Annotated in this window: 11 protein-coding genes and 1 pseudogene; 6 read left to right on the forward strand and 6 right to left on the reverse strand. The window is 53.3% G+C overall.

Going from position 1 to position 20,882, the window contains the following annotated elements:
* Nucleotides 1-367 precede the first annotated feature (367 nt).
* The 6 genes from OGX91_RS04705 to OGX91_RS04725 all read right to left on the reverse strand — a co-directional run bounded on the left by OGX91_RS04705 (nucleotide 368) and on the right by OGX91_RS04725 (nucleotide 15,058).
* A complete protein-coding gene (locus OGX91_RS04705) occupies nucleotides 368-748 on the reverse strand; it encodes a DUF6911 family protein (RefSeq protein WP_286625583.1) in 381 nt (126 codons plus the stop codon).
* A complete protein-coding gene (locus tag OGX91_RS04710) occupies nucleotides 738-11,705 on the reverse strand; it encodes a hemagglutinin repeat-containing protein (protein ID WP_279277318.1) in 10,968 nt (3,655 codons plus the stop codon). Before OGX91_RS04710 ends, OGX91_RS04705 begins: the two co-directional genes overlap by 11 nt.
* Nucleotides 11,706-11,717: 12 nt before the next feature.
* Nucleotides 11,718-13,409 (reverse strand): ShlB/FhaC/HecB family hemolysin secretion/activation protein, encoded by a 1,692-nt coding sequence (locus OGX91_RS04715; protein WP_181618541.1) that lies wholly within the window; start codon nucleotides 13,407-13,409, stop codon nucleotides 11,718-11,720.
* Nucleotides 13,410-13,614: 205 nt separating this feature from the next.
* Complete coding sequence (locus tag OGX91_RS24165; RefSeq protein ID WP_502873340.1) at nucleotides 13,615-13,872, reverse strand: DUF7828 domain-containing protein; 258 nt, start codon at nucleotides 13,870-13,872, stop codon at nucleotides 13,615-13,617.
* Between the two features lie 302 nt (nucleotides 13,873-14,174).
* Entirely contained in the window at nucleotides 14,175-14,381 is a 207-nt protein-coding gene (locus OGX91_RS04720) for a helix-turn-helix transcriptional regulator (protein WP_181618542.1), read from the reverse strand.
* Between the two features lie 101 nt (nucleotides 14,382-14,482).
* Nucleotides 14,483-15,058: an inovirus-type Gp2 protein gene (locus tag OGX91_RS04725; RefSeq protein WP_181618543.1), complete on the reverse strand. Its 576-nt coding sequence runs from the start codon at nucleotides 15,056-15,058 to the stop codon at nucleotides 14,483-14,485.
* A 1,195-nt stretch (nucleotides 15,059-16,253) separates the two neighbouring features.
* Between OGX91_RS04725 and OGX91_RS04730 the strand changes: the two genes are divergently transcribed.
* From OGX91_RS04730 to OGX91_RS04755, 6 genes and pseudogenes are all read left to right on the forward strand, one after another.
* Nucleotides 16,254-17,357: a hypothetical protein gene (locus tag OGX91_RS04730; RefSeq protein WP_181618544.1), complete on the forward strand. Its 1,104-nt coding sequence runs from the start codon at nucleotides 16,254-16,256 to the stop codon at nucleotides 17,355-17,357.
* Nucleotides 17,358-17,524: 167 nt separating this feature from the next.
* A complete protein-coding gene (locus OGX91_RS04735) occupies nucleotides 17,525-18,412 on the forward strand; it encodes a GTPase family protein (RefSeq protein ID WP_286625102.1) in 888 nt (295 codons plus the stop codon).
* Nucleotides 18,413-18,617: 205 nt separating this feature from the next.
* Nucleotides 18,618-19,019, forward strand: a complete 402-nt coding sequence (locus tag OGX91_RS04740; RefSeq protein WP_047660999.1) for a hypothetical protein — start codon at nucleotides 18,618-18,620, stop codon at nucleotides 19,017-19,019.
* 96 nt (nucleotides 19,020-19,115) lie between these two features.
* Nucleotides 19,116-19,583: a YfjT/YkfB family phage-associated protein gene (locus OGX91_RS04745; RefSeq protein ID WP_000727137.1), complete on the forward strand. Its 468-nt coding sequence runs from the start codon at nucleotides 19,116-19,118 to the stop codon at nucleotides 19,581-19,583.
* A 190-nt stretch (nucleotides 19,584-19,773) separates the two neighbouring features.
* A pseudogene (locus OGX91_RS04750) lies at nucleotides 19,774-20,024 on the forward strand (DUF905 family protein).
* Between the two features lie 115 nt (nucleotides 20,025-20,139).
* The coding region (locus OGX91_RS04755) for a DUF932 domain-containing protein (protein WP_286625589.1) at nucleotides 20,140-20,882 on the forward strand (743 nt) is incomplete at its 3' end.

Genomic DNA, 20,882 nt, shown 5'->3' on the forward strand with positions numbered 1-20,882 from the left:
GCTGTTCCTGAACTTTGTCAAACTCTTTGGCATATTGCTCACGAACACTGGCTTTACAGCTACTGTTGTTGCCACAGGCAACCAGTTCTTCGCTACGGCTTTTCTGCTGGGTTGCGCTGAGCGAGTTATTCTCAACAACAACTATTTCCGACGCAGGTTGCTGTGACGATAACAGTTTTTCCCTGTTATTTCCGTGAGTTACAACCTATTTTCCCTGCTGTACTTCCTGCCCGCCAACTTTTTGCGCTGTTAAGCGTTTTTGAGGCCACAGACGCTACCGCCCCGCCGTGACACAAGGTCTATCGCGCCACCATCATATAAGCAAACTACAGCACCACTTAGGATGCTGAGGTCTGGAATTTATATTTCAATTAAGAAGTTCAGTTGATACGTTACCAGTATCGAAGAACTCCTTAAAGATCCTGACAACAAGACCAAAGTTTTTTGTAAGCTGACTTGCTGGCCAGTAATCTCCGAGAATTAACACTTTTTCATCTGACTGTGTTAAATCAGTAATTGACATAACCTCATCATCTTCATTCAAAAACGTAATCAAATAAAAGCCTTTTTCCATTCTTACTTGTACTTCTGAGATTAAATAACCTTCGCTGTCTAATTTGTCGACAGTTACACAACCACTAAATAAGCGAACTTTATCTAGTAAGTTAACAATGTCTTCCCAGCAATCAGGCTTCTTCGTACCACCTTTTTGTGATATCGACCATGAAAGAAGCAACCTATTCATCATTAGCTCCTTTTACGCGGAAGCCCTTTGTTCCTGACTGCCAATATAAAGTCCTGCCAGTAGCCTCTTCAAATAATGTTAACGACTTAAGCCCTGACCTTTCAGCCATAATTTTTATGTCACTCAAACAATAAGAGCAAACTTTCTCCCCACTTACGGACATAAGCATATCTTTGCCGTTAGTCATTCCTTTTTCATAAGCTTGCTGAATTACACCTATCTCTGCATGAGCTGTTCCCATATTCCCATTGGGAAGGTTTTTATCCGGTCGCTTATCTATCTTGGCCTGCACAACATCATTGATTATGGTCGGTTTATTAAAGTCTGCTAACTGTGAAGGTCTTACTGTTTGATTAGTATCAGTGAACTTAGCTCCATCAACATTACCTTTCGCCACGACCTTAAGATTAGCATCAACGATTTTACTTAATTGTTTTGCCGCAGCAGAACCCAAAATTGGTGTCACCGAAGCAGCAATGATCTCCAGACCCTGCTTCGTTTCGGTGTAGCTTTCTGCGGTATGACGATCCACCCCTTTAGTGACCATGAAATAGTTAATCATGGCGTCTTTCACCTGCTGCTGATTCTGTGCATCAACACTGGTGATATCGAGGAGATTGACTATCTGACCATACGCATCAGCATACTGTTGGCTATATTTCGAGTTATAAGGGCCATCTTCATACCCCTCTTTTGACGCAATGGCTTTTAGTCTTGCACCAGCACACGCTGAGCTTCCCGCGTTACCATTTCCACACGCATCAATAACTTCCTTATCACTGGCAATATCTTTTTCACGTAGATCATTGATAGTCTGCTGTGCTTTTTCACGTTCGGCCGGGTCGTTACTGCTGAGTTTTTGTTTCGCTATCTCAAGCTCTGTCTTTTCAGACACGCTCAGATAGTTATTCTCAACTTCCACTTTTGCTGTGCTCGACGCAATCGCGGCCATTGACAGGTCACCATCTGTACCTGCCGCTCCAGCCAGACTGCCTGCAATCGTCACCAGACTGCTCACCAGACGTTTTTCGTCCGCCGTCAGTTCGCCGGCGTTGTCCTTGCCGTACAGCGCCTTCACCAGACGCTCACCTGTCAGCGAGGCAGTGACCGCCCCTGCCGCGCCCGCCTTAAGCCCATCTGAGCCACTGCCACCGCTCAGTTGCGTCAGTGCCGCTGCCACGATACCATGCAGCGCCGCACGGGCGGCGTCGTTTTTCACATCCTTAACCAGCGAAGCCAGCAGGGGAGCTGCTCCGGCAGCAGCGCCAGCCTTCAGATTACCGCCAAGCGCACCGGCCAGCAGTCCTGCCGCCGCGCTGCCCTTCGTCCAGAACTCACTCCCCGGACCGTAGTCAGTCCCCTGATAATCCGGGTGCGCCTTCAGCGTGGCTTCCCGCTCTCCGGCGGTCATGCTGCCGTTCAGTTTACCTTCCGCTGTCAGTTTCGCTTCCAGCGCGGCATTGGATTCCTTCGCCTTCTGCTCTGCATACTTACCATATACGTCCAGTGCAGAGGTCGCCAGCGCCGCACCTTCACTCTGTACCGCCAGGTTATCCTTCACCTTCTGCACATCACCGTTTACATCCACGCCATGGTGGGCGTTGTCGGTGTCACGGCTCAGGTCTGCAATATCCTGTTTCTGGTTATTCTTGTCGCGGATGATGAGGGTGCCGTTACTGATGGCAGACGACGTGGTGCCGCTGCTGCTCTCTTCCGCATGACCGGTACCGATGGCCGGAGCCACGTTGCGGTTTTCACCGCTCCCGCTGCCGCCCATACTGCCCGAAATTGCGACGGTGTGGCTGTCACCGGTGGTTTTGCTCTCGTTGTGAATATCGCTCCAGCCAAGCGTTCCCGTATCCAGTTTGTTTTTGCCGCTGTCTGCCGTGGAGGCAATCACCGCGCCATCAAGCTGGGTGTGGTTTCCGACCGTGATATCAAAGCCGCCTTTTCCGGCGAAAATACCGCTCTGGTCAGTGACGCTCTTACCACTCTGAGCGACGTTTTCACCCGAGGTGCTGACATTGCCGGAAGACGCGCCATAGCATAGCGGAGGAATGCACAGGCTCAGACCCGCACCGGAGGAGGACTGCTTGCTGTCGTAAGAGGCCGTATCCTGCACGCTGCTGATGGTCAGGTCGCGCCCGGTGTTGACCACCACATGGTTGCCTGCCAGCGCTGTCCCTTTCAGCGTGGTGTCGCGTCCACTGTTTACGGTCAGCTGCTCCTGCGCACGGATAACGCTGTTACTGTTGCTCTGTGACTGGCTGTTTTCCTTACCTTTCTGCTGTGAGACCCCCAGCTCAATACTGATACCGTTCTGTGAACCGATGAGGCTGACGCCCACGCCGGCGCTGACCTGGCTGCCACTGTTTTTACTCTGGCTGTTGTGCGTGTTCTGTGAGGCGGTCAGCAGAATATCCCGCCCCGCATCCAGTACCACCTGTTTCCCGCCAATCTGTACGCCCTGACCGATGATATCGTTGCGGGCGTTAATGATGACGTTCTCACCGGCGCTGACGGTGGTGCCCTGCGTATTCGTGGCATGGTATGAACTGTCCTGCGAGGACGAGCCCGCCGTAACAGAAACCTTGCCCTTCACAACAGCCGAGTCCGTCATCATGCCCTGTGCGGCAGTGGTGCCCGCCTGACCTGCCTTAATAGCAGTGAGTCGGGCATCGTCGCCGTTTTCCGCGCTGCGGGCAGCCGTTTCAGCCGCCTTCGCCGCATCAACGGCCCAGCCACCGGCAGAGGCGGTCACCCCGTACTGTGAACTGCTGCTGTGGGCTTCCCCGTCACGGGTGTCGCGGCTCACGTCAAACAGCACGTTTTCACCGCTGAGTGAAACCGATTTACCGGCTCTGACATCCGTACCGGAAAGGGACAGGTCGCCTCCGGCCTGGGCAATAATGTTGCCGTTTGTGCTCGTTAACTGGCTGCGCTGCCCGCTTTCAGTGGACGCGTCATCACGGCTGCTGTGTTTCTCACGGCTGTAACCTGCCGTGGCGCTGTAACCGTCTCCCCCCAGCGTGCCGATGGTTTTACTGCTGCCGCTGTTTTCATTGTGAGACGTGTCACGTCCGGCGGTCACGTTAATGTCGCCTTTTACCGCTGACAGCATCAGGTCTTCTGTGGCCGTCAGATGACTACCGCTGATGTTCACGCTGCCTTCCCGGCTGTTGACGTAAATATCCGAACCCTGAATGACGGATGCGTTTTCCGTGGTGCGCGTGCCGCTGCTGTGATTTGCTGACTGGCTCATCCCGCCCGGCAGAAGTTGGCTGCCGTGTTTGCCGCCCCCGGTGGTGGCCCGGGTGGCACTGCCTGCGGTCGGCATTTCTGAACTGATGTTCCAGCCACTGGATTTACTGCTGTTGCTGTATGTTTCGGTATCCGTGGAAGTGGTGATGTTCACATCACGCTTCGCATCCAGTATCACCGCTTCACCGGCATTCACCTGACTGCCTGCAATCAGTATATTGCCGCTGTTACCGCCCTGTTTGCCGGTGGCGGTCATCTGGATATTGCCTGCTGCTGCAAGCTGGCTTCCGCTGTTAAATTCACCCTGGTAGTGTGATTCAGAGGACGATTTACTGCTGCCAGCGGAGACAGCGACCATCTGCCCCGGACCATCAAGGGCAAGGGCGGCACCTTCCGCACCCAGTGACTTCACCTTATCAACGGTGCTGTTACCGCTGCTGTCTTTCCCGCGCACGGTGTCGCGCACATTGCGTACCGTGTCCTCAAACGGCGCTTTCACGCTGACGGTGACGCCGGAGGATTTTGTCTCCTGTTTCACCAATTCGGTGACCGTGTCCCGTCCGGGGATAATGGCAATGTCACTGCCAGTGATATCGATATGCCCGGTGGCACGGGACGTGTCGTCCTTCGCCCGTCCGGCAATCACGTCGGCGGCGCTCAGTGTCACCTGATTTCCTGCACTGATAATGACGTTACCGCCGGAGGTGCCCACCATGCTGCGCGCATCACTCTGGGTGGTCTCCGCCCCCTGTCGGGTGGTTTTTGACGACTGTGAACCGATGGTCACACCGAGACCCGAACCACTGGAGAAGATGCCGGATTTCTTCGTCTTCTTCATGTCGTAATACGTATCGGTGTTGGTGGCAGCTTCCACCGTCACGTTATTCCCGGCCTTCAGTGCCACATCGCGTTCAGCGGCAACGGATGAACCCTGTATCGTCAGGTCATTGCCCGCCCTGAGTACCACGTTTTCCCCTGAAAGCTGTGTGCCGTTCTCACGGGTGTGGTTTTCCTCATGGATGGTGTGGGTGGTCTTTTTACTGAACATGCCACCGGAGGTTTTCTTCTTCTCCCGGTACTCATAGTCGCTTTCAGTGGCGGTGGTGAGGGTGATATCCCGTCCGGCCACCACGGCCGTGTTTCCGGAGGCATACACGTCAGCCGCCTGCGCGGTCACGTCGCGTCCGGCCACGATGGTGGTGTTTCCGCCGGACGTAATTTCCGTTCCCTGCTGGCGAACGGATTCGTTAATCTCTTTCTTTTTCTTCGACGTATAGCTGTCGCCGGCACTGACCGACTCCGCCATCAGGTTCACGTCACGTCCGGCCTGGATGGCAACGTTGTTTTCGGCTGCAATACCGGCGGCCTGGCTTGTGATATCCCGACCGGCGGCAAGGGTGAGGTTATCTCCGGCTGTGACGGTGGCGACCACTGCATGGCTTTCGTGGTTTTCAGTGCCACCGTTACGATGGGACTCACCTTCACGTGCCGCGTTCAGGTTAAGGTTGTTACCCGCAGAGAGCAGAGCGCTTTCAGCTGCAGAGACCGAAGAAGCGGTTACATTCAGGTTATTGTCTGCCACCATCAGCAGGTTTCCGCCCGCACTGACCGAACTGCCCTGCAGTGTGGTGCGGCTGTTGCTGGCTTCATACCGCCCCCCGTGGCGGCTGTCGCTTTCGCTTAACGGGTTTGCGGCAATATTAATATCATTACCCGCAGACATACCGAGTGAACCACCGGCGGTGATTTCCGCTCCGGCAATGCTGATATCCTTTCTGGCATCCAGTGACAGCGAGTCTGACGCGGTAATCGTCGCTACAGGGCCGGTATCAGTACCACTGAGGTGGGTTCGTCCGGCATTCACATTCCACTGTTGTGAGCGGGTCACATTATTGATACTGCCAGCCACGCTTTCCAGTGAAACGGTTTTACCACTGATGGCCGAGCCAGTGTTGTTGATATCCCCGATGGCGCTCAGGTCCAGGCTGCCGCCCGCACTTATCAGCCCCGCATTCAGGTTGTCGATACTGCTGGCACTGTCGAGCGATAGACCGTTCTGTGCAGTGATGCTGCCTGCGCTGTTGGTGATATTGCCGCCCGCAAGCTGCACGTTGTTCCCGCTGATAACGCTGCCGTTATGAAGGGTGATATCTTTCGGGGAAAGGTACAGCTTTGGCACCATCACGGTCTGACCATTGATGGTCGCGGATTCCCACCACAGAATACTGCCCGTGAGTTGTGCCACCTGCTCAGCGGTCAGCGCCACGCCGAACTGTAGTCCGAGATTTTTCTGCTGGCTGGCGGCACTGTCCATCAGGTACTGCATTTGTTCGAGGTCAGAGCCGAGGCCGTTGATATAACGTGAACCGGTCAGGTTCAGCGTCGCATCTGACACGTACCGGGTATCAAAGGCTGCATCCCCGAGGAAGCGGTAGTCTTTCTCCGGTTTCAGGCCCAGGCGATCAAGGAAATACGATGAGCCGAGGAACTGTTTTTCATCACTCCAGCGCGCATCCGCATGCGGTGCCTGACCGGGGTTTATCCCGAGAAGTCCATACAACCCGTCAAACAGGCTGTTGTCCAAATTCCCGAGGCCATCGAGCTTCGGGTTCACCGTAATCAGATACGGGCTGTCGGGATCGGAGGAGGGCACGAAATAACCGTTGTTGCCTGAGGGCAGGGGATAGTTGCCGCCGCTGCCGTTCTGACCGGAAAGTGACGAACCACCAGCGATCTCTTTCAGGTCGTCAGTGATATTGCCCGGCCAGTCAGGGGCACTGATACCTGCACTACCACCCGTCGTTAATGACTCACTATTCAGACCACTGCCAGGTGTCTTCGGAGTGAGCGTATTCAGCGTCGGTGCATTAATGGTGTTGCTGAATCCACCTGCGTTTGCAGTGGCGGAGGTATTACTGATATTGCTGGTGAAGTTCGCACTGACATTACCGCCAGCACTGATAACCGAGCGGTATACACCGCTATCGGCGACAAATTCGGTTGTCCGCTCACCAAGAACGTAGGGGATCCATCGGTAATCAAGGCGATCCCTTCCTGGAATATATACGTTACCATTAACGTTCGTTGGCGAGTACCATACCCCATATTTCTTATAACCATCATAACGTACGGGTACGACATCACAGCCGGAAGAGTAAAACCACTCACAGCGGTATTCCGCCTGCACATACGTGGTGCGCCGCCCCCCCTCAGCTGACAGGTTGTTCAGGGTGCCTCCCTCCAGGATGGCATTACGACCCGCAAGAATATGGCTGGCACGGTTATCCAGCGTACCGGCATTAATGGTGATATCCCGCCCGGATGCAATTCGGGCAGTGGTTCCTGTGGCAGAGACTGAAACTACGGATTCACTCAGAACGTAACGACGGACATCGTTACCCAGAAGACGGTGCTTATAATTGTCATGGCAAAGCTGACTGTTACCCGCGCAGGTTTCCCCCCAGTAGCTCCAGACAATATTTTCCGGATTGTCAGTCCATTCCGCGAGACTAATCACAAAATCCGAACGTCTGCCATTAAGGTCATAAGCGAAGTAATATTCGTCTGCAGCAGGAATGGCATCCGGGTAATCCCGTTCAGACTGACTGATGGTCAGACCATCGGCCTCATTCAGTAAATGCCCGGTATGAATGGTGATATCACCGCGAGTGGTCTCTATGGTGCCCGAACGGTTGATGATTTCGGTATTCGCAGCACCGGAGGCATTCTTCTGCATCCACAGGCTGTTTCCGGCCAGGATATCGCCATACGTGTTATGAATGCGGTCAGCAAACAGCTTCAGGTTGTTACCCGCGTAAATCAGCGCAGTATTGAGCAGCGTCCCTGTGGCACTCATCGTCAGACTGCCTGCAGTACCAGTAAAACCGTTTACAGTGATATTGCCCCGGCTTGTCAGACTGACATCGCCGCCCGCCTGGAGCGAACCGGAGGCATTCAGCAGGATGTTCTGCGCACTGAAGGTACTGCTGCCACTACCCGTGGTGAGCGTTTTGTTATTGGTAAATGCGCCACCGGCACTGAGCGTAATTGCATTCCCCTGCATCACACCGTTATTCGTGACGGCGTTCTGTGAGGTGACGGAAAGCGTTCTTCCTGCCGCCAGCGTGCCGGTGTTAGCGAGTGCTGTAATCAGTTTCAGTGTCGTATCACCGAGCGCCACCACCTGACCACGACCGCTGAAGTCCCGCACGTCGAGCAACAGATTGCCTGCGCTGTACAGACGACCGGCGTCGGTCTGCGCCAGCGAGTCTCCCTTAACGGTGAGGGCGGTTGTCCCGAGCACCGTGCCGCTGTTGGTCGTGTTCCTGTAATTCATCAGCAGATCCGCGCCCTGAAGCGTGCCACTGTTATTAAGCAATGTGCCTTTCAGTTCAGCACTGCCGGTCGCGAGTACGCGTCCGCCATTGACGGCGTTCACCACATCCAGCAACAGCGTGACGGCCTGTACCAGTCCGCTGCTGTTGTTCGCCAGTTCCGGTGCAGTCAGCGTGAGTTTACTGCTGGAGAGGATTTTGCCGTCGTTCTGCAGGCGGGTGGTGGCCTTCACGGAAGACTCGCCACCGCCCTGTATCGTGCCCTGGTTGTTCAGCGTCGCTGCGGTGACATTCAGTGCATTCTGGCTCAGTAACACACCACCAGAACTGTTGTTCAGTTCTCCGGAGACCGCCAGCGTCAACGCTTCCCCATGAAGCCGTCCGCTGTTGGTCAGTTGCCCCGTGGTGACAGAGGTCGTCTGGCCCTGGAGCTGCCCGCCGTTCGTGATATCGCTCGCGTTGAGCGTCAGATGACCGGCACTCAGCAGTTTACCGCTGGCCTGGTTGTTCAGCGTCTGGTTCAGGGTGACCGCCAGCGTATCCACGCCGGTTATCTCACCGCTGTTGGTCAGCGAATCCGCATCCAGCGTCAGGTTTTGCGCTATCCACTGTCCACTGTTACTCAGCGTCAGTGCCGATAACGCCAGCTCTCCGTTTGAGGTGATTTTACTGCCGGACAGGACGGTGAGGCTGTTGCTGATTTGCGCATCCAGCCGCTCTGATGCCTGAATTGCACCGCTGTTAGTCAGTGTTCCGGCGTTAATCAGTATCCGCCATCCCTGCCACTGGCCCGCGTTACTGGTGCTGCCTGCGGTGATGTTCAGATCACCGGTCGTGAGTAACTTTCCACCCCTGCTGTTTGTCAGCGTCAGCAACGGTGCCGCCATCTCCAGGCGTGAGGCCAGCGTGAGTGCGGCGACCCCGGTGAGCGTTCCGCTGTTGGTGATACTGTCCTGGCGAACTGTCACATGGTTACCCTGGACAGTACCGCGGTTATCCAGAGAATGACCCGAAAGGGAAAGGTCGCCTGCCGAAAGCAGGCTGCCCCGGTTGTCTGTTGTGGCTGCATTCAGCGCGATGTCGCCCTGACTCATCAGATCGCCGGTATTGCTGAGCATCCCGGCTGCCGAAGCGGTAAGGTTGCCGGTTGCAAGCCCGCTGCCGCTGTTTTGCCAGTCACGGACATTAACGCTGACGTTCTGCCCCTGTGTCTGCCCTGCAGTGATCAGCGTGGTGCCTGAAAGTGTGAGATCTCCGCCCGTGAGTGTGCGGGAGCCTGCCAGTAAATCCAGTATTCCGCCAGCCAGCGACAGGGTGGTATCACCCTGTAACAGGCCAGAACTGGTGAGACGGTCTGCATTCAGCATCAGCGTGTTACCTGCGATGCTGCCTGCATTCGACAGTGACTGCGCTGTGATGCGGTTTGTACCCTGTGCCAGCAGCAGACCGCCTGCACCGTTGTTCAGCGTGCCGTAATCGAGAGAGAGTGAAGTACCACTTACCTCTCCACTGTTGGTCAGTTGAGAGCCTGACAGCGAAAGTGCCGCATCACTGGTGATAATCCCGGCGTTTTTCAGTTCAGGTATTGAAAGGGAGAGCGCGGCCGGGCTGTACGCCACGCCGTTCTCCCGGTTATCCAGCAGACGGGAGAACAACGTGAGCGTCCGTTCACCGTGGAGCAGGCCGCTGTTGATAACCGTGGTGCTGTTGAGCGCAAGCGCGGAAGCGGTCAGCGTGCCGCTGTTGCTGAGGCTGCCGCTTTCCGTGTTAAGCACGGAGGCGGACGATTTTCCGCCGTGAATCAGACCGTCACTGGCCTTCAGCGTGAAGCCATCTCTCGCGGCCTGTATCCCGTCAAGCTGTGCGTTCTGTACCTCCACGCTGATGCTGTTGCCCTGAGTCTGTGCGGTGGAGGTGGTTGTCAGACCGTTGCCTTTCACGGTCACAGTACCATCCGCAACGGTCTCGCCGGACAGCACAATGTCACGGGCGTTGATATTCAGCGCTGAGGCACTTTTGAGATTGCCGGTGCTGGTCAGGTCGGCGGCTGTGACCTTCAGACTGTTACCCTGGACGGTGCCACTGTTCATCAACGCACCGGTATTCACTGCAGCATCTGTCCCGGCTGCGAGCGTGCCGCTGTTGTTCAGGCTGCCGGTGCTGACGGTAAGCGTTTTCCCGGCAACGGTACGGCCTTTCAGCGTGGCGTCATCCGTGCTGGTGAGGGTGACATTTCCGGCGACATTCACTGCCCCTGCGGTCTGGTTCAGTCGCTGTGCGCTGAGCGTGGCATTCTGTCCGGCGGTCAGTTCCCCGCCATTCTGGATAATCTGCCCGGACGAGGACAACGCCAGATTTTTATCCGCCACCAGACGGGACTGATTCAGCGTCAGCGCGGTTGTCCCGGTAACGTTAAGATTGCCACCGGCTTTGTTATCCCCGGACAGTATGACCTCCGTCCCGCTGACCGCTGTGTTGCCGCTGGCAAGGCTGTCTTTCAGGACCAGCTTACCGGCGCTGTTCAGCGTAATATCACCGCTGCGGGCATTGAGGTTGCCGAGGTTCACCCCGACACCACTTTCGGTGGAGGTCAGGCGGATACGGTTGGCGTACATCCCGCCGAGTGCGCCGGTATCAATGGCGACTTTCGGCACATCCCCTTCACCGTTCAGCGCGCTGACGCGGCCGCCCGCTGTGACGCGGTTAGCCCCGCTGATGACCGTCAGGTCTTTCGCGTGCAGCGCGGCGTTCACTTCCGTTGCACGGGCAATAATGGATACGGCATCTGAGTGGCTGCCGTCCAGACCAGCGCCATTGATGGTAATGCTGCCTTTCGTGACCTCCAGCGCCTGCAGACTGCCGTCGGCGTTCATCACCGGTTTACCCGTGGTGAGTGTCGCCTGAGGCGTGTTGATAAAACCGCAGCCATTGCAGGTAATGCCGTAAGGGTTGGCAACCATCACGTTCGCCGCTTTGCCTGCCACTTCGGTATAACCCTGAAGCTGTGAACGGTTAGCGCCGGTGACTTCGTTGATAATGCCTTTCGCTTCCTGCCCGGCTTTCAGGTTCGGGTTACTCTGAATGAGCCCACCCAGTTGCGTCTGGTTCAGCTTACCGGTGGCGTTGTTAAGGATTAACCCCTCTTTGCCGACGTTATACTCACCGTATTTGTTATGGGATATCCCCGCTCCGTTGGGCGTGGCAATATTCACCACCGGTACACCGTTTCCGGCCTTGTCCATCGTCGTGTTACCGGTGGGGGTAATGGTCTCAGCCACTGCGGGCAGCAGCGGTTGCGTTGCCAGCAGGGTACTCAGCAGCCAGCTCAGTACACGCTGAGAAAAACGAGTCTGATTGTTATCCATCGTTTTTGTCCCTTAAAACGCCACCGCCACGCGGTAATAAATAATGAGATGATCCGGTGCCAGCCAGTCCGGGTATTTCACGGGGGTTCCCACGGTAAACTGTGTTGAAAACCAGTGATTGGCGCTGGTCAGCCCGACTGCCGCGCCCCACAGCGTGCCGCTGGCGTACTCCTGGTCGTCGTGTTTCAGCCAGCCGCCATCCAGCGCCGCCATCACGCTGATTTGCCCCATCCACGGCAGGGTAAACAGCGAGTAATTCAGCTCATTACGCAGATAACCGCCATTGTTGCCGGAGAGATACTGTTCTTTAAAACCGCGGACAGAGCTTTCTCCACCAAGAGTGAGCTGTTCGGCTCCGAATAGCCGGTCCGGTGACCACTGAAAATAGACGCCGCTGAGCCACCAGAGATCGGCCGCGACGGGGCGCTGGAAGCTGCCGTTGAGGCTCCATTTGCGGAACTCCGCTTTCGGCACATCGCCATGTTTATCGTGATCGTCTTCCGCACCCAGCCACGGCACGCCGTGGGTAAAAGACGGGTTGAGGGTCGCCACACCGCCGAACATTTTTTGCGTGTGATTTATACCGAACATCACACTGGAGAGCTTGCGACTGCTGGAATCCAGCAGCACGTCATCCAGATAATTACGACTGATGCGGTGGGTGATCCCGGTTGTAAGACCGGTTTTGATATCGCCGTTGCGAAACATCATCCATGAGCCGGTAAGCCGGTGCGTTTCGCTGTCGCCGGTTGAGCGCCACGGCCAGCCATAGTTATCAATGGTGTTGAGGTAATTGCTCCAGCTGTAGCTGTAATCAAGCAGACCGTAGCCATACGGCACACTGACACCCGCGGCAAAATTCTGCGCATCATGCGAAGCCGAAAAATCGCTGCTGCGCCCGCCGCTGACGAACCATTTATCCGCCAGCCCAAGCAGGTTATTGCCGGTCAGTGCACCGCTGAACTGGCCGGTCCCTGTGCTTTTCTGCCCGCTGTTGTCGAAACTTACCGAACCGATAAGCGGAAATTCCGGGGCGGCGGTGAGATTGACAATTGACCAGCCCTGTTTGTCTCCAGGCTGAATTTCAATTTCCATCGGAACCTGCCGCACGCGGTTTAATTGCTCCATACCCTGTTCAATGTCGCGCAGGTTAAGGATTTTTCCTTCCAGCCCGGGAAACGTCATGGCGAGCGTCCGCTGCGGTACACCTTCCAGACGGATTTGCTGTAACCGGCCTTCCAGCACCGTGAGGGTCAGCACGCCGGAGGAGAGGTCCTGTTCGGTCAGAAAAGCGCGACTGGTGATGTATCCCTGGCTGATATACCAGTCGGAGACAGCGTTAGTGGCCTGCGTCAGCCGGGTCATATCCAGGCACTGATTCAGCCAGGGTGCGGCAATTGTGTCGGCGTCGCGTGGAGAGAGCAGAGTGGCACCGCGCACTTCAATACGGGAGATGGTAAAGCACGGGCCTTCTGTGGTCGGGGGCACGACAGGCGCAGATGAGCGGGGTAGCGGCGTGCTGCGCTCCAGTTCATCACGCTGACGCTGGTTCTGCTCAAGCAACTGTTGTTGCTGCTGTTGAATGGTATCGCGGTCAGCCGGAGAGAGCGGTGCCGCTGCGGCACGCACGCACGCTACCGCCAGAATGGAGATACAGAAGAGGCGCGTGACGACGGAAAATCCGCGTACTGGCTTCCTGCCCATTGCTTATCCTTAAGGGAGGTATGTATGAAAACTGAACGAGAAAATAAGGGATGAGTAAGATTTTGTAAATAACATTATTAATTTTGTGCATATGGTAACCAAGGCTAATATGTTTTTTCGTCCCGCTGAAATGGCAAAAAAGTAATGCTACAACAGACAGGCGTCAGATGTGCTGAAGGCAATTGTCAGTCAGAATTGCTGGATATTACCTTGATCCGTGATCCGGTATTTTCGGCTGTATAAAACTGACTACAGCGAAGTGGTGGTGGCGCGTTAAACCGGGTAAAAAATCAGCGTAATTCAACTGTGCTTCAGAACATAATGCATACCGGAGGTCTGACAGTTCATCGGTATGAGCAAACCACGGGCATTCAGACTCAGAATTCAGCACCAGGACACTGCCGCAGTGATGGCAGGTGTAACGTTCGTCAGGAAAGCGTAGTGCGGTTCTGGCGACCAGCATTATTGAGGGCAAGAAATGATTTTGGATACATAGTAATAGCCCTCTCCGCCATATGACACGCAGGTATATGCCGTCCCGGTATGGGCACCGTCATGCTGGGTATCAGGCGGGGTATAGATTTAAGTGTATGAGTGGGTGATGCTGAGGGGGATGACTCAGCTAGCGGTGGCGGCTATAACATTGACCGTGCTGTAACAGAACGGACACATGCGCTCACCACTGTATTGTCGATGGTACTGCAGGCAAATCCAGCGTACCGGTGCCTGTCATGTCTTACGGTTATGTTTCTTCGGCATGAGTGTTCAACCCCGTGACTCAGCAATGCGTTGCTGTAGCCAGGCTTCCACTTCGCTTTCAAGCCAGCGGGAGCTTCTGCCCAGCTTAATGGGCTTTGGGAATTCGCCGAGCTGAATAAGCTTGTAGAACCATTTGTCTGTTAAACCGGTGAGCTGTGTAATGAATGCCATATCGACAAACTTATCGGTAAGAAGGTTGGCTGGTGTGGTCATCGTTTGTTCTCCGTTGATGGTAAGGGAGAAGAAGTCAGATATTCGAATGGTGCAGACTTCTTCAAACGATGACGGTCCGACGTATTTTTTTATCGTCGGGTTCAGCTCCGCTTACGCCGCCTGCCACTGACTGCCGGAGCAGGGACTGCGCTGACTCTGTAAATCCGCCGCTCTGTACGTTGCGACTGTTTACCCAGATAGCTCAGGATGTACTGCATACCCTCCCTTCCTCTGCGATCTGAAAAGTTGATTACTCGTTCACCTTGCACCCGGTAATGTCCTTTAGGCTCACACCGGTGCGCATAGCCATCACCATACGTAATTTCCTCCCATCGTGACTGGATGGCTTCCCAGAAACACCAGACCTTCCGGTGGCTCTGACCATTGATATAAAACGCAGCATGAATGTGGTAACGGTGGTCTTCCCCATATTCCATTACCCAGGAATATCCCACCAGACCAGATATCTCTGCGCATTGTTCAGTCAGCCATGTCATCTCAGCCGCCAGTTGATGAATATCACCATACGCGTATGAATCAGAGTTTTTCCTGTACGCGAAATCCACCCGAAGCATGAGTAATTTCGAATGACAGTCAAATAACCGGTCCTGATGGTTAAATAATACTGACTGAAGAGAATAGTCTGGTTTGTGGTTTGAGTTGATTACGTATTCCATGATAAATATCCCATAACAGTTATTGGTCATGAGATTACGGGAGAGATTAATTTTTTATGCAGAATACCGATTCAGGATTTCAGCCATTAAAGTATGTTTCTTGAGTATCATTTTTCACACGTGCTGTAACAGTAATTTCTTATCGTGCAATGGAATGGATGTTCATCACACAGGAAAGTCTGACAATCATTATGATTTACGGCAAAGAATAAACAATGATGTTAGTAATCATTGAACGTACCGGGATGTCTGAAAAGAAATCATCATCCGGTAGACGAAGAAATGTTGTACTTACTGAAGAGTCAGTATTCCTGGATACAAAGGTGTAAGTAAGTGGACAAATAACACTTCTTTATAAAATAACATTAATAACCTTAATGTTTCTTTTCACACAATCAGTAACCTCCAGAGAATACACTCACCACGCAGGTTTAAGTTATTCACGCCATGGTGTTCTAATGATATTAGCCACCATTTCTGTCTTCCCCGACTTGATACCTGTACAGGCATGTGCTCATGAAAGATTTGTATACGCATACTGTTTGACTCCCGGAACGGGTCACCCTGCCACGGTAATATTTACTGCAATAGTATTTTGCCGTTATTTATGCCGGTACGGGTTTTTCTTCCTGATTACGTCCCCGGTGTTTTCAGGCACAGAAAAAATGTAGAGGTAAGAGAGTAATTTTTGGTTACTCCGGAAAAATATTTCATGAGCGGCCGGAAATACATGAAAAAAGCAAGTTCGCGACGGGCTAACGTATTTATTTTCGAGGGGAAAACAGCATTCTTCCCGGAGATAACCATCAGACCACAGAATGCTCTGCAACTGCAGACAGGATAAGATACTCCCTGACCAGGTAAACGCAGTCGGAAAAACAGTCTCCCAGTAAGACGCTGACCGGCAGTAACGGAACACCCTCAGTCGCCTGAAAAGACAGTCAGAATCGTTTTCACCTTAAAATCATGTCATAACAATCCGAAACAACCAAAAAAAACGAATGCAAAAAAAATGAAAGTCTATGACTTATAACCCAATTAATACAATGAATTAACAAACAATCATAAGCTCTGAATAACATTGAAAAGGCTGTGTTTTACTATGTCACATTTGTGATCTCATACTTCTTAATTCAGAGCTTTATACGATACAATTCAGAGGTATAAAAACAGAACTGTTACCTGGAAGAAGAACATGAGAAAAGACGGACTCAATGATTTTTATGAAGTGAACTTTCTGAAACTAAGGGAGATAGATGCCACGTATCCATCGGAACCCATACGTTACGCGGACCTGGCTGACATATACAGTTTCATCAATTTTAATGATGCAGAATGTGAAAAAATACCGCCTGATGAAATTTCCACTAAAAAAAGAAAAACACAGGTAACAGACGGCTACGCATGCAATCTTTTGTCGGACATTCTTAAATATGAGAATTCATTACGCCCTGGCTCATTCCGTTCTCTCGCGGGAACGCATAAATATTTGAAACTTCATTACGAAGCAACCCCGGAATATAAAGAAGAACTGAAGAAAAATCTCATTCATAAAGAAGATGTGTTACTTAAAATCCAGGCTGAATATGACAAAATAAAAAATAAAACATCCGGAAAAATCACAATAATCCCAATCAGCTTTCACCTCAACGAAAAAACGGACGGACTCCTTCAGCACATCACCGAAGATTTAACCATAATTAACATGGCCTTTTCCTCGATGATGAGTAAAATAAAACATCGCACAATGTACAGCCGGATAGCCGGACATGTAAGACTGGGCATGCTGGACGAGAATTTTGAGCCTTTCACCCATGTGTTATTTTTTATTCAGGACGGGGCTGTCAGTCATGACTTTATCAGGGAAATCATTGAGGTCTGGTACTCTTTCATCCCTGAAGACATTGAATGCCTGGTGGGTGTTTCTGGTTTTGACTTTAATTTCTTACTCAACTTCCAGCGTGAAGTCATCAATGAACAAAAAAGTTCTTCCACGCCAGGAGGAATAACTTTTTTCATATCCGATATACTGAACCCGTTCCCTGATGTCACAGCAACCGGATATAATAACCATGAGCCCTGTACATTATTTTCCCGTCTGGTCAGAAGAACAGAAAGGGAAGATAACATCAACAGACCCCACCGACGACGTCTTGCTGACAGGGAGGCAGAAATCAGTGCGACTAAAAAAAAGAGTGGTTATGACAAACTGAAAAACACACCAGCCATTCACAGGGAATATTTTTTAAGAATTGCCAAAAAAGTCAACAAAATTCCTTTTATGCGTACCATAAACTGAATCAACATATCATCCTGGGCACTCAGTCCTGGTCGATATCCTGTTTAATTGATAAATCAGCCATTTTATAATTTATTTCAGTTATATATCACCTCAGTGAATTCCCTCCCGTTTACTTCAGTCAGGCCATCCATCCGTGATGGCCCTTTTATTATGCCGAGGCTTATATGAAACATCCTTCGGGCTATGCCCTGATCCGCCGACATCTGCGGCGCTACCCCCGTATTCTGCGGCAGCATCTTCTCCGGGAGCTCAGCCGCCTCGTCGCGTATGAACCCGTGATTGGCATCATGGGCAAGACCGGCGTCGGTAAATCCTCGCTGTGTAATGCGTTGTTCCGGAGTGAAGTCTGTGCGGTGAATGCCGTGGAAGCCTGCACCCGGCAGCCTCAGCGTGTGCGCCTGCGCTTCGGCAGTCATTACCTGACGCTGGTGGATTTGCCCGGTGTGGGGGAGAGTATCAGCCGCGACGATGAATACCGTGAGCTGTACCGCGAACTCATGCCACAACTCGATATGGTGCTGTGGGTGCTGAAGGCCGATGACAGGGCATTCTCGGTGGAAGAGCATTTTTATCAGGGGGTGTTCGCACAATACAGCGGACCGCTGCCACCAGTGTTGTGGGTCCTCAACCAGGTGGATAAAACCGAACCGGCTGAACAGTGGAACTGGCTGTCGGCACAGCCTTCAGTATCACAGAGTGAGCATATTACGCAGAAGCGCCAGGCCGTCGCCCGTCAGATGGGAACAGCAGAGACGAATATTCTTCCGGTGTCAGTCAGGGGACGGTACCACCTTCCCCGTCTGGTGGAGGCGATGATTACCCGTCTCCCAAAGCAGGCCCGCAGCCCGCTGGTGCCTCACCTGCAAAGCGGGTACCACACCCCCGGCATTATCACTACCGCCCGCAACAGCTTTGGCGATGCCGTGGTGGAAGTGATTGACGCAGTCATCGACCTGGCCCCGTTGCCACAGGCTGCACGTTACGCGCTCCAGACCGTCACACACACCGTGGCCCGAGCGGCCCGGACCGTCTGGTCCTTCTTCTTTGGCTGACTTCCACATCGATTAGCCTGTCTTCCGTTTCGATAAATAATTTTGCCCTGTCACGATCGATTTTGTCGATCGACCCGATCGGTTTTATTCATTATCCCTGGTAAATATCCGGTTATAGAATTCCTCAGGGATACTGTATTCAGCCATTTACTGATTAAAAATCAATGCGATGAATCGCAGGAGCGCATTCGTCCGGAGAAAAGTAATGAAAAGGTTTTTTATGATACTAACCACCAGTCTGTTGTTCACCTCACTTCCTTCCCTGGCCGCCAGTGATACGCCCGTTACAGTGAAGGTCAGCCATGCCGGTCCTGAGTGCTATGGCTGCGTCTATGTCACCGTGACAGCAAAAACCGACACCGTTCTGATAAAGAAAATCGATGTTAACCGGGGAAAATGTCCGATGCTGACACACCGAAAAATAGCCTACAGGGGCCGGAACGTGGACGGCTGGTGGCCCACAGATAAACCGTTCACACCCCGTAAAATGACCTTCGCTGAGAGTGTCTTCTGGAAATTTGGTCACACTTTGGATTTTGGTAAAGCCTGCAATTTTGTTGAGGCCCGGGTGTTCACCGATCAGGGCACATTCACCGTCAGCCAGTGATATCGCCAGTATCACTTATCAGCCCTCTTTCTTAACGCGTCTCAATGTCTTCAGGAGAGACCCGTATCGTCTTAACCATCACCCTCAGGGAATACTATGAAAAAGAAAATACTGCTTTTCACTCTTCTGATATCTGCTCTGACTCCGGCAGTGTCACAGGCCTTCGGTAACCGTGATACCTGGGCCAGCGGCTGGGGTCAGGGCGTGTCTGAGTTTGTAATTCTGGGGAAAGGACAGTCACAGCTTTACCTGACCTGCGAAGACACCGGCTCACAAGCGGCCACCCTGACCTTCACCGACGCAAACGGTCATCAGGTCAGGATGGATAACGGCCAGTCGCTGGACATGAAAATTGACGATGAGGAGCCTGTCAGCGTCAGTGACAGCGAGTCACATGTGGGCTCAGACAACGTGGCATGGGCATGGGATAAACTGCGCACCGGTAAGCGGGTCATTGTGTCCGGGGAGGGCGTAAAGGCAGCCGTGTTTACGCTTAACGGTGCGGGGAAGGTCCTTCCCGCGTTCGGGGACAGCGGCTGTCTGCCGAAATATGCCCTGCCGTAATAAAGACAGGTAACGCCTTTTTTCTGAATTCATTCACGCTCACGACAACAGGAACCTCAGTCCATGACGCATATCCCGGTTCAGGCAGCACACACCCGCCAGCCCTGACCACTGCATCAGTATTTCACACCGCCGACGCCCTGCTCATTTGAGCGGGGCGTTTTCTTTTGTTTCTCATCAGGGATCAGATATGCAGACCACTGATAATGCGTCGCTGCCACCCGGCCCCTTCACCCGCCGACAGGCGGAAGCCATGGCCGCACGCTATCTCAACGTCACCGTCGAAGACGACCAGGGCCCCATTTTCGTCTGGTCATCCGCGACTGCCGTGGCATGCTGATATGGCGGGACTGGAATTTTGCCCCGCAGGCCGGAGAGATGCTGAACCGCTATCTCATCAGCGACGGTATTCCTGTGTCACCACAGCCACTGAGCCACTGAGCGGCGAAGTCCTGCTCATTTTTCAACAGAACACAGTCCCCCACAGGCCATGCACCTTCCGGAGCATGGCCTTTCTGCTTTTATGCCCTTTAACCCGATATCAGAGGTATTAACCATGCGCTTAGCCAGCCGTTTTGGTGCGGCCAGTCTCGTACGCCGCGACCGCCCACTGACCCGTGATGAACTGGCACACTATGTGCCCAGCGTATTCAGTGAAGAAAAGCACGAATCACGCTCAGAACGTTATACGTATATCCCGACCATCACACTGCTTGATAATCTGCAGCGGGAAGGCTTCCAGCCGTTCTTTGCCTGCCAGACCCGCGTTCGCGACCTGAATAAACGCGACCACACAAAGCACATGCTGCGTCTGCGGCGTGAGGGGCAAATCACCGGTAAACAGGTCCCCGAAATCATCCTGCTTAACAGCCACGACGGCTCCAGCTCATACCAGATGCTGCCGGGCCTGTTTCGCTTTGTCTGCCAGAACGGACTTGTCTGTGGCGAAACCTTTGGTGAGGTTCGCGTACCGCACAAGGGGAATGTGGTGGATAAAGTCATTGAAGGGGCTTATGAGGTGCTGGGGATATTTGACCGGGTGGAGGAGAAGCGGGATGCCATGCAGTCACTGCTACTTCCTCCGCCGGCACAGCAGGCGTTTGCCAGAGCCGCCCTGACGTACCGCTTTGGGGAAGAGCACCAGCCGGTGACGGAAGCACAGATTCTGTCTGCGCGACGCTGGCAGGATGAAAGTTCCGACCTGTGGACCACCTACCAGCGTATCCAGGAAAACCTGATTAAAGGCGGTCTGCCGGGCAGAACAACGAAAGGTAAACGGGCCCACACCCGTGCGGTTAA

Source organism: Citrobacter sp. Cpa228 (assembly GCF_030333085.1).
In the GTDB taxonomy this organism is placed as follows: Bacteria; Pseudomonadota; Gammaproteobacteria; order Enterobacterales; family Enterobacteriaceae; genus Citrobacter; species Citrobacter pasteurii.

Bases quoted from the DNA above. Each gene is read 5' to 3' on its own strand.
- OGX91_RS04725 (WP_181618543.1), bottom strand. From the start codon at position 15,058: ATGGAATACGTAATCAACTCAAACCACAAACCAGACTATTCTCTTCAG.
- OGX91_RS24165 (WP_502873340.1), bottom strand. From the start codon at position 13,872: ATGCTGGTCGCCAGAACCGCACTACGCTTTCCTGACGAACGTTACACC.
- OGX91_RS04740 (WP_047660999.1), top strand. From the start codon at position 18,618: ATGAAAAGGTTTTTTATGATACTAACCACCAGTCTGTTGTTCACCTCA.
- OGX91_RS04710 (WP_279277318.1), bottom strand. From the start codon at position 11,705: ATGGATAACAATCAGACTCGTTTTTCTCAGCGTGTACTGAGCTGGCTG.
- OGX91_RS04730 (WP_181618544.1), top strand. From the start codon at position 16,254: ATGAGAAAAGACGGACTCAATGATTTTTATGAAGTGAACTTTCTGAAA.
- OGX91_RS04705 (WP_286625583.1), bottom strand. From the start codon at position 748: ATGATGAATAGGTTGCTTCTTTCATGGTCGATATCACAAAAAGGTGGT.
- OGX91_RS04745 (WP_000727137.1), top strand. From the start codon at position 19,116: ATGAAAAAGAAAATACTGCTTTTCACTCTTCTGATATCTGCTCTGACT.
- OGX91_RS04735 (WP_286625102.1), top strand. From the start codon at position 17,525: ATGAAACATCCTTCGGGCTATGCCCTGATCCGCCGACATCTGCGGCGC.
- OGX91_RS04720 (WP_181618542.1), bottom strand. From the start codon at position 14,381: ATGACCACACCAGCCAACCTTCTTACCGATAAGTTTGTCGATATGGCA.
- OGX91_RS04715 (WP_181618541.1), bottom strand. From the start codon at position 13,409: ATGGGCAGGAAGCCAGTACGCGGATTTTCCGTCGTCACGCGCCTCTTC.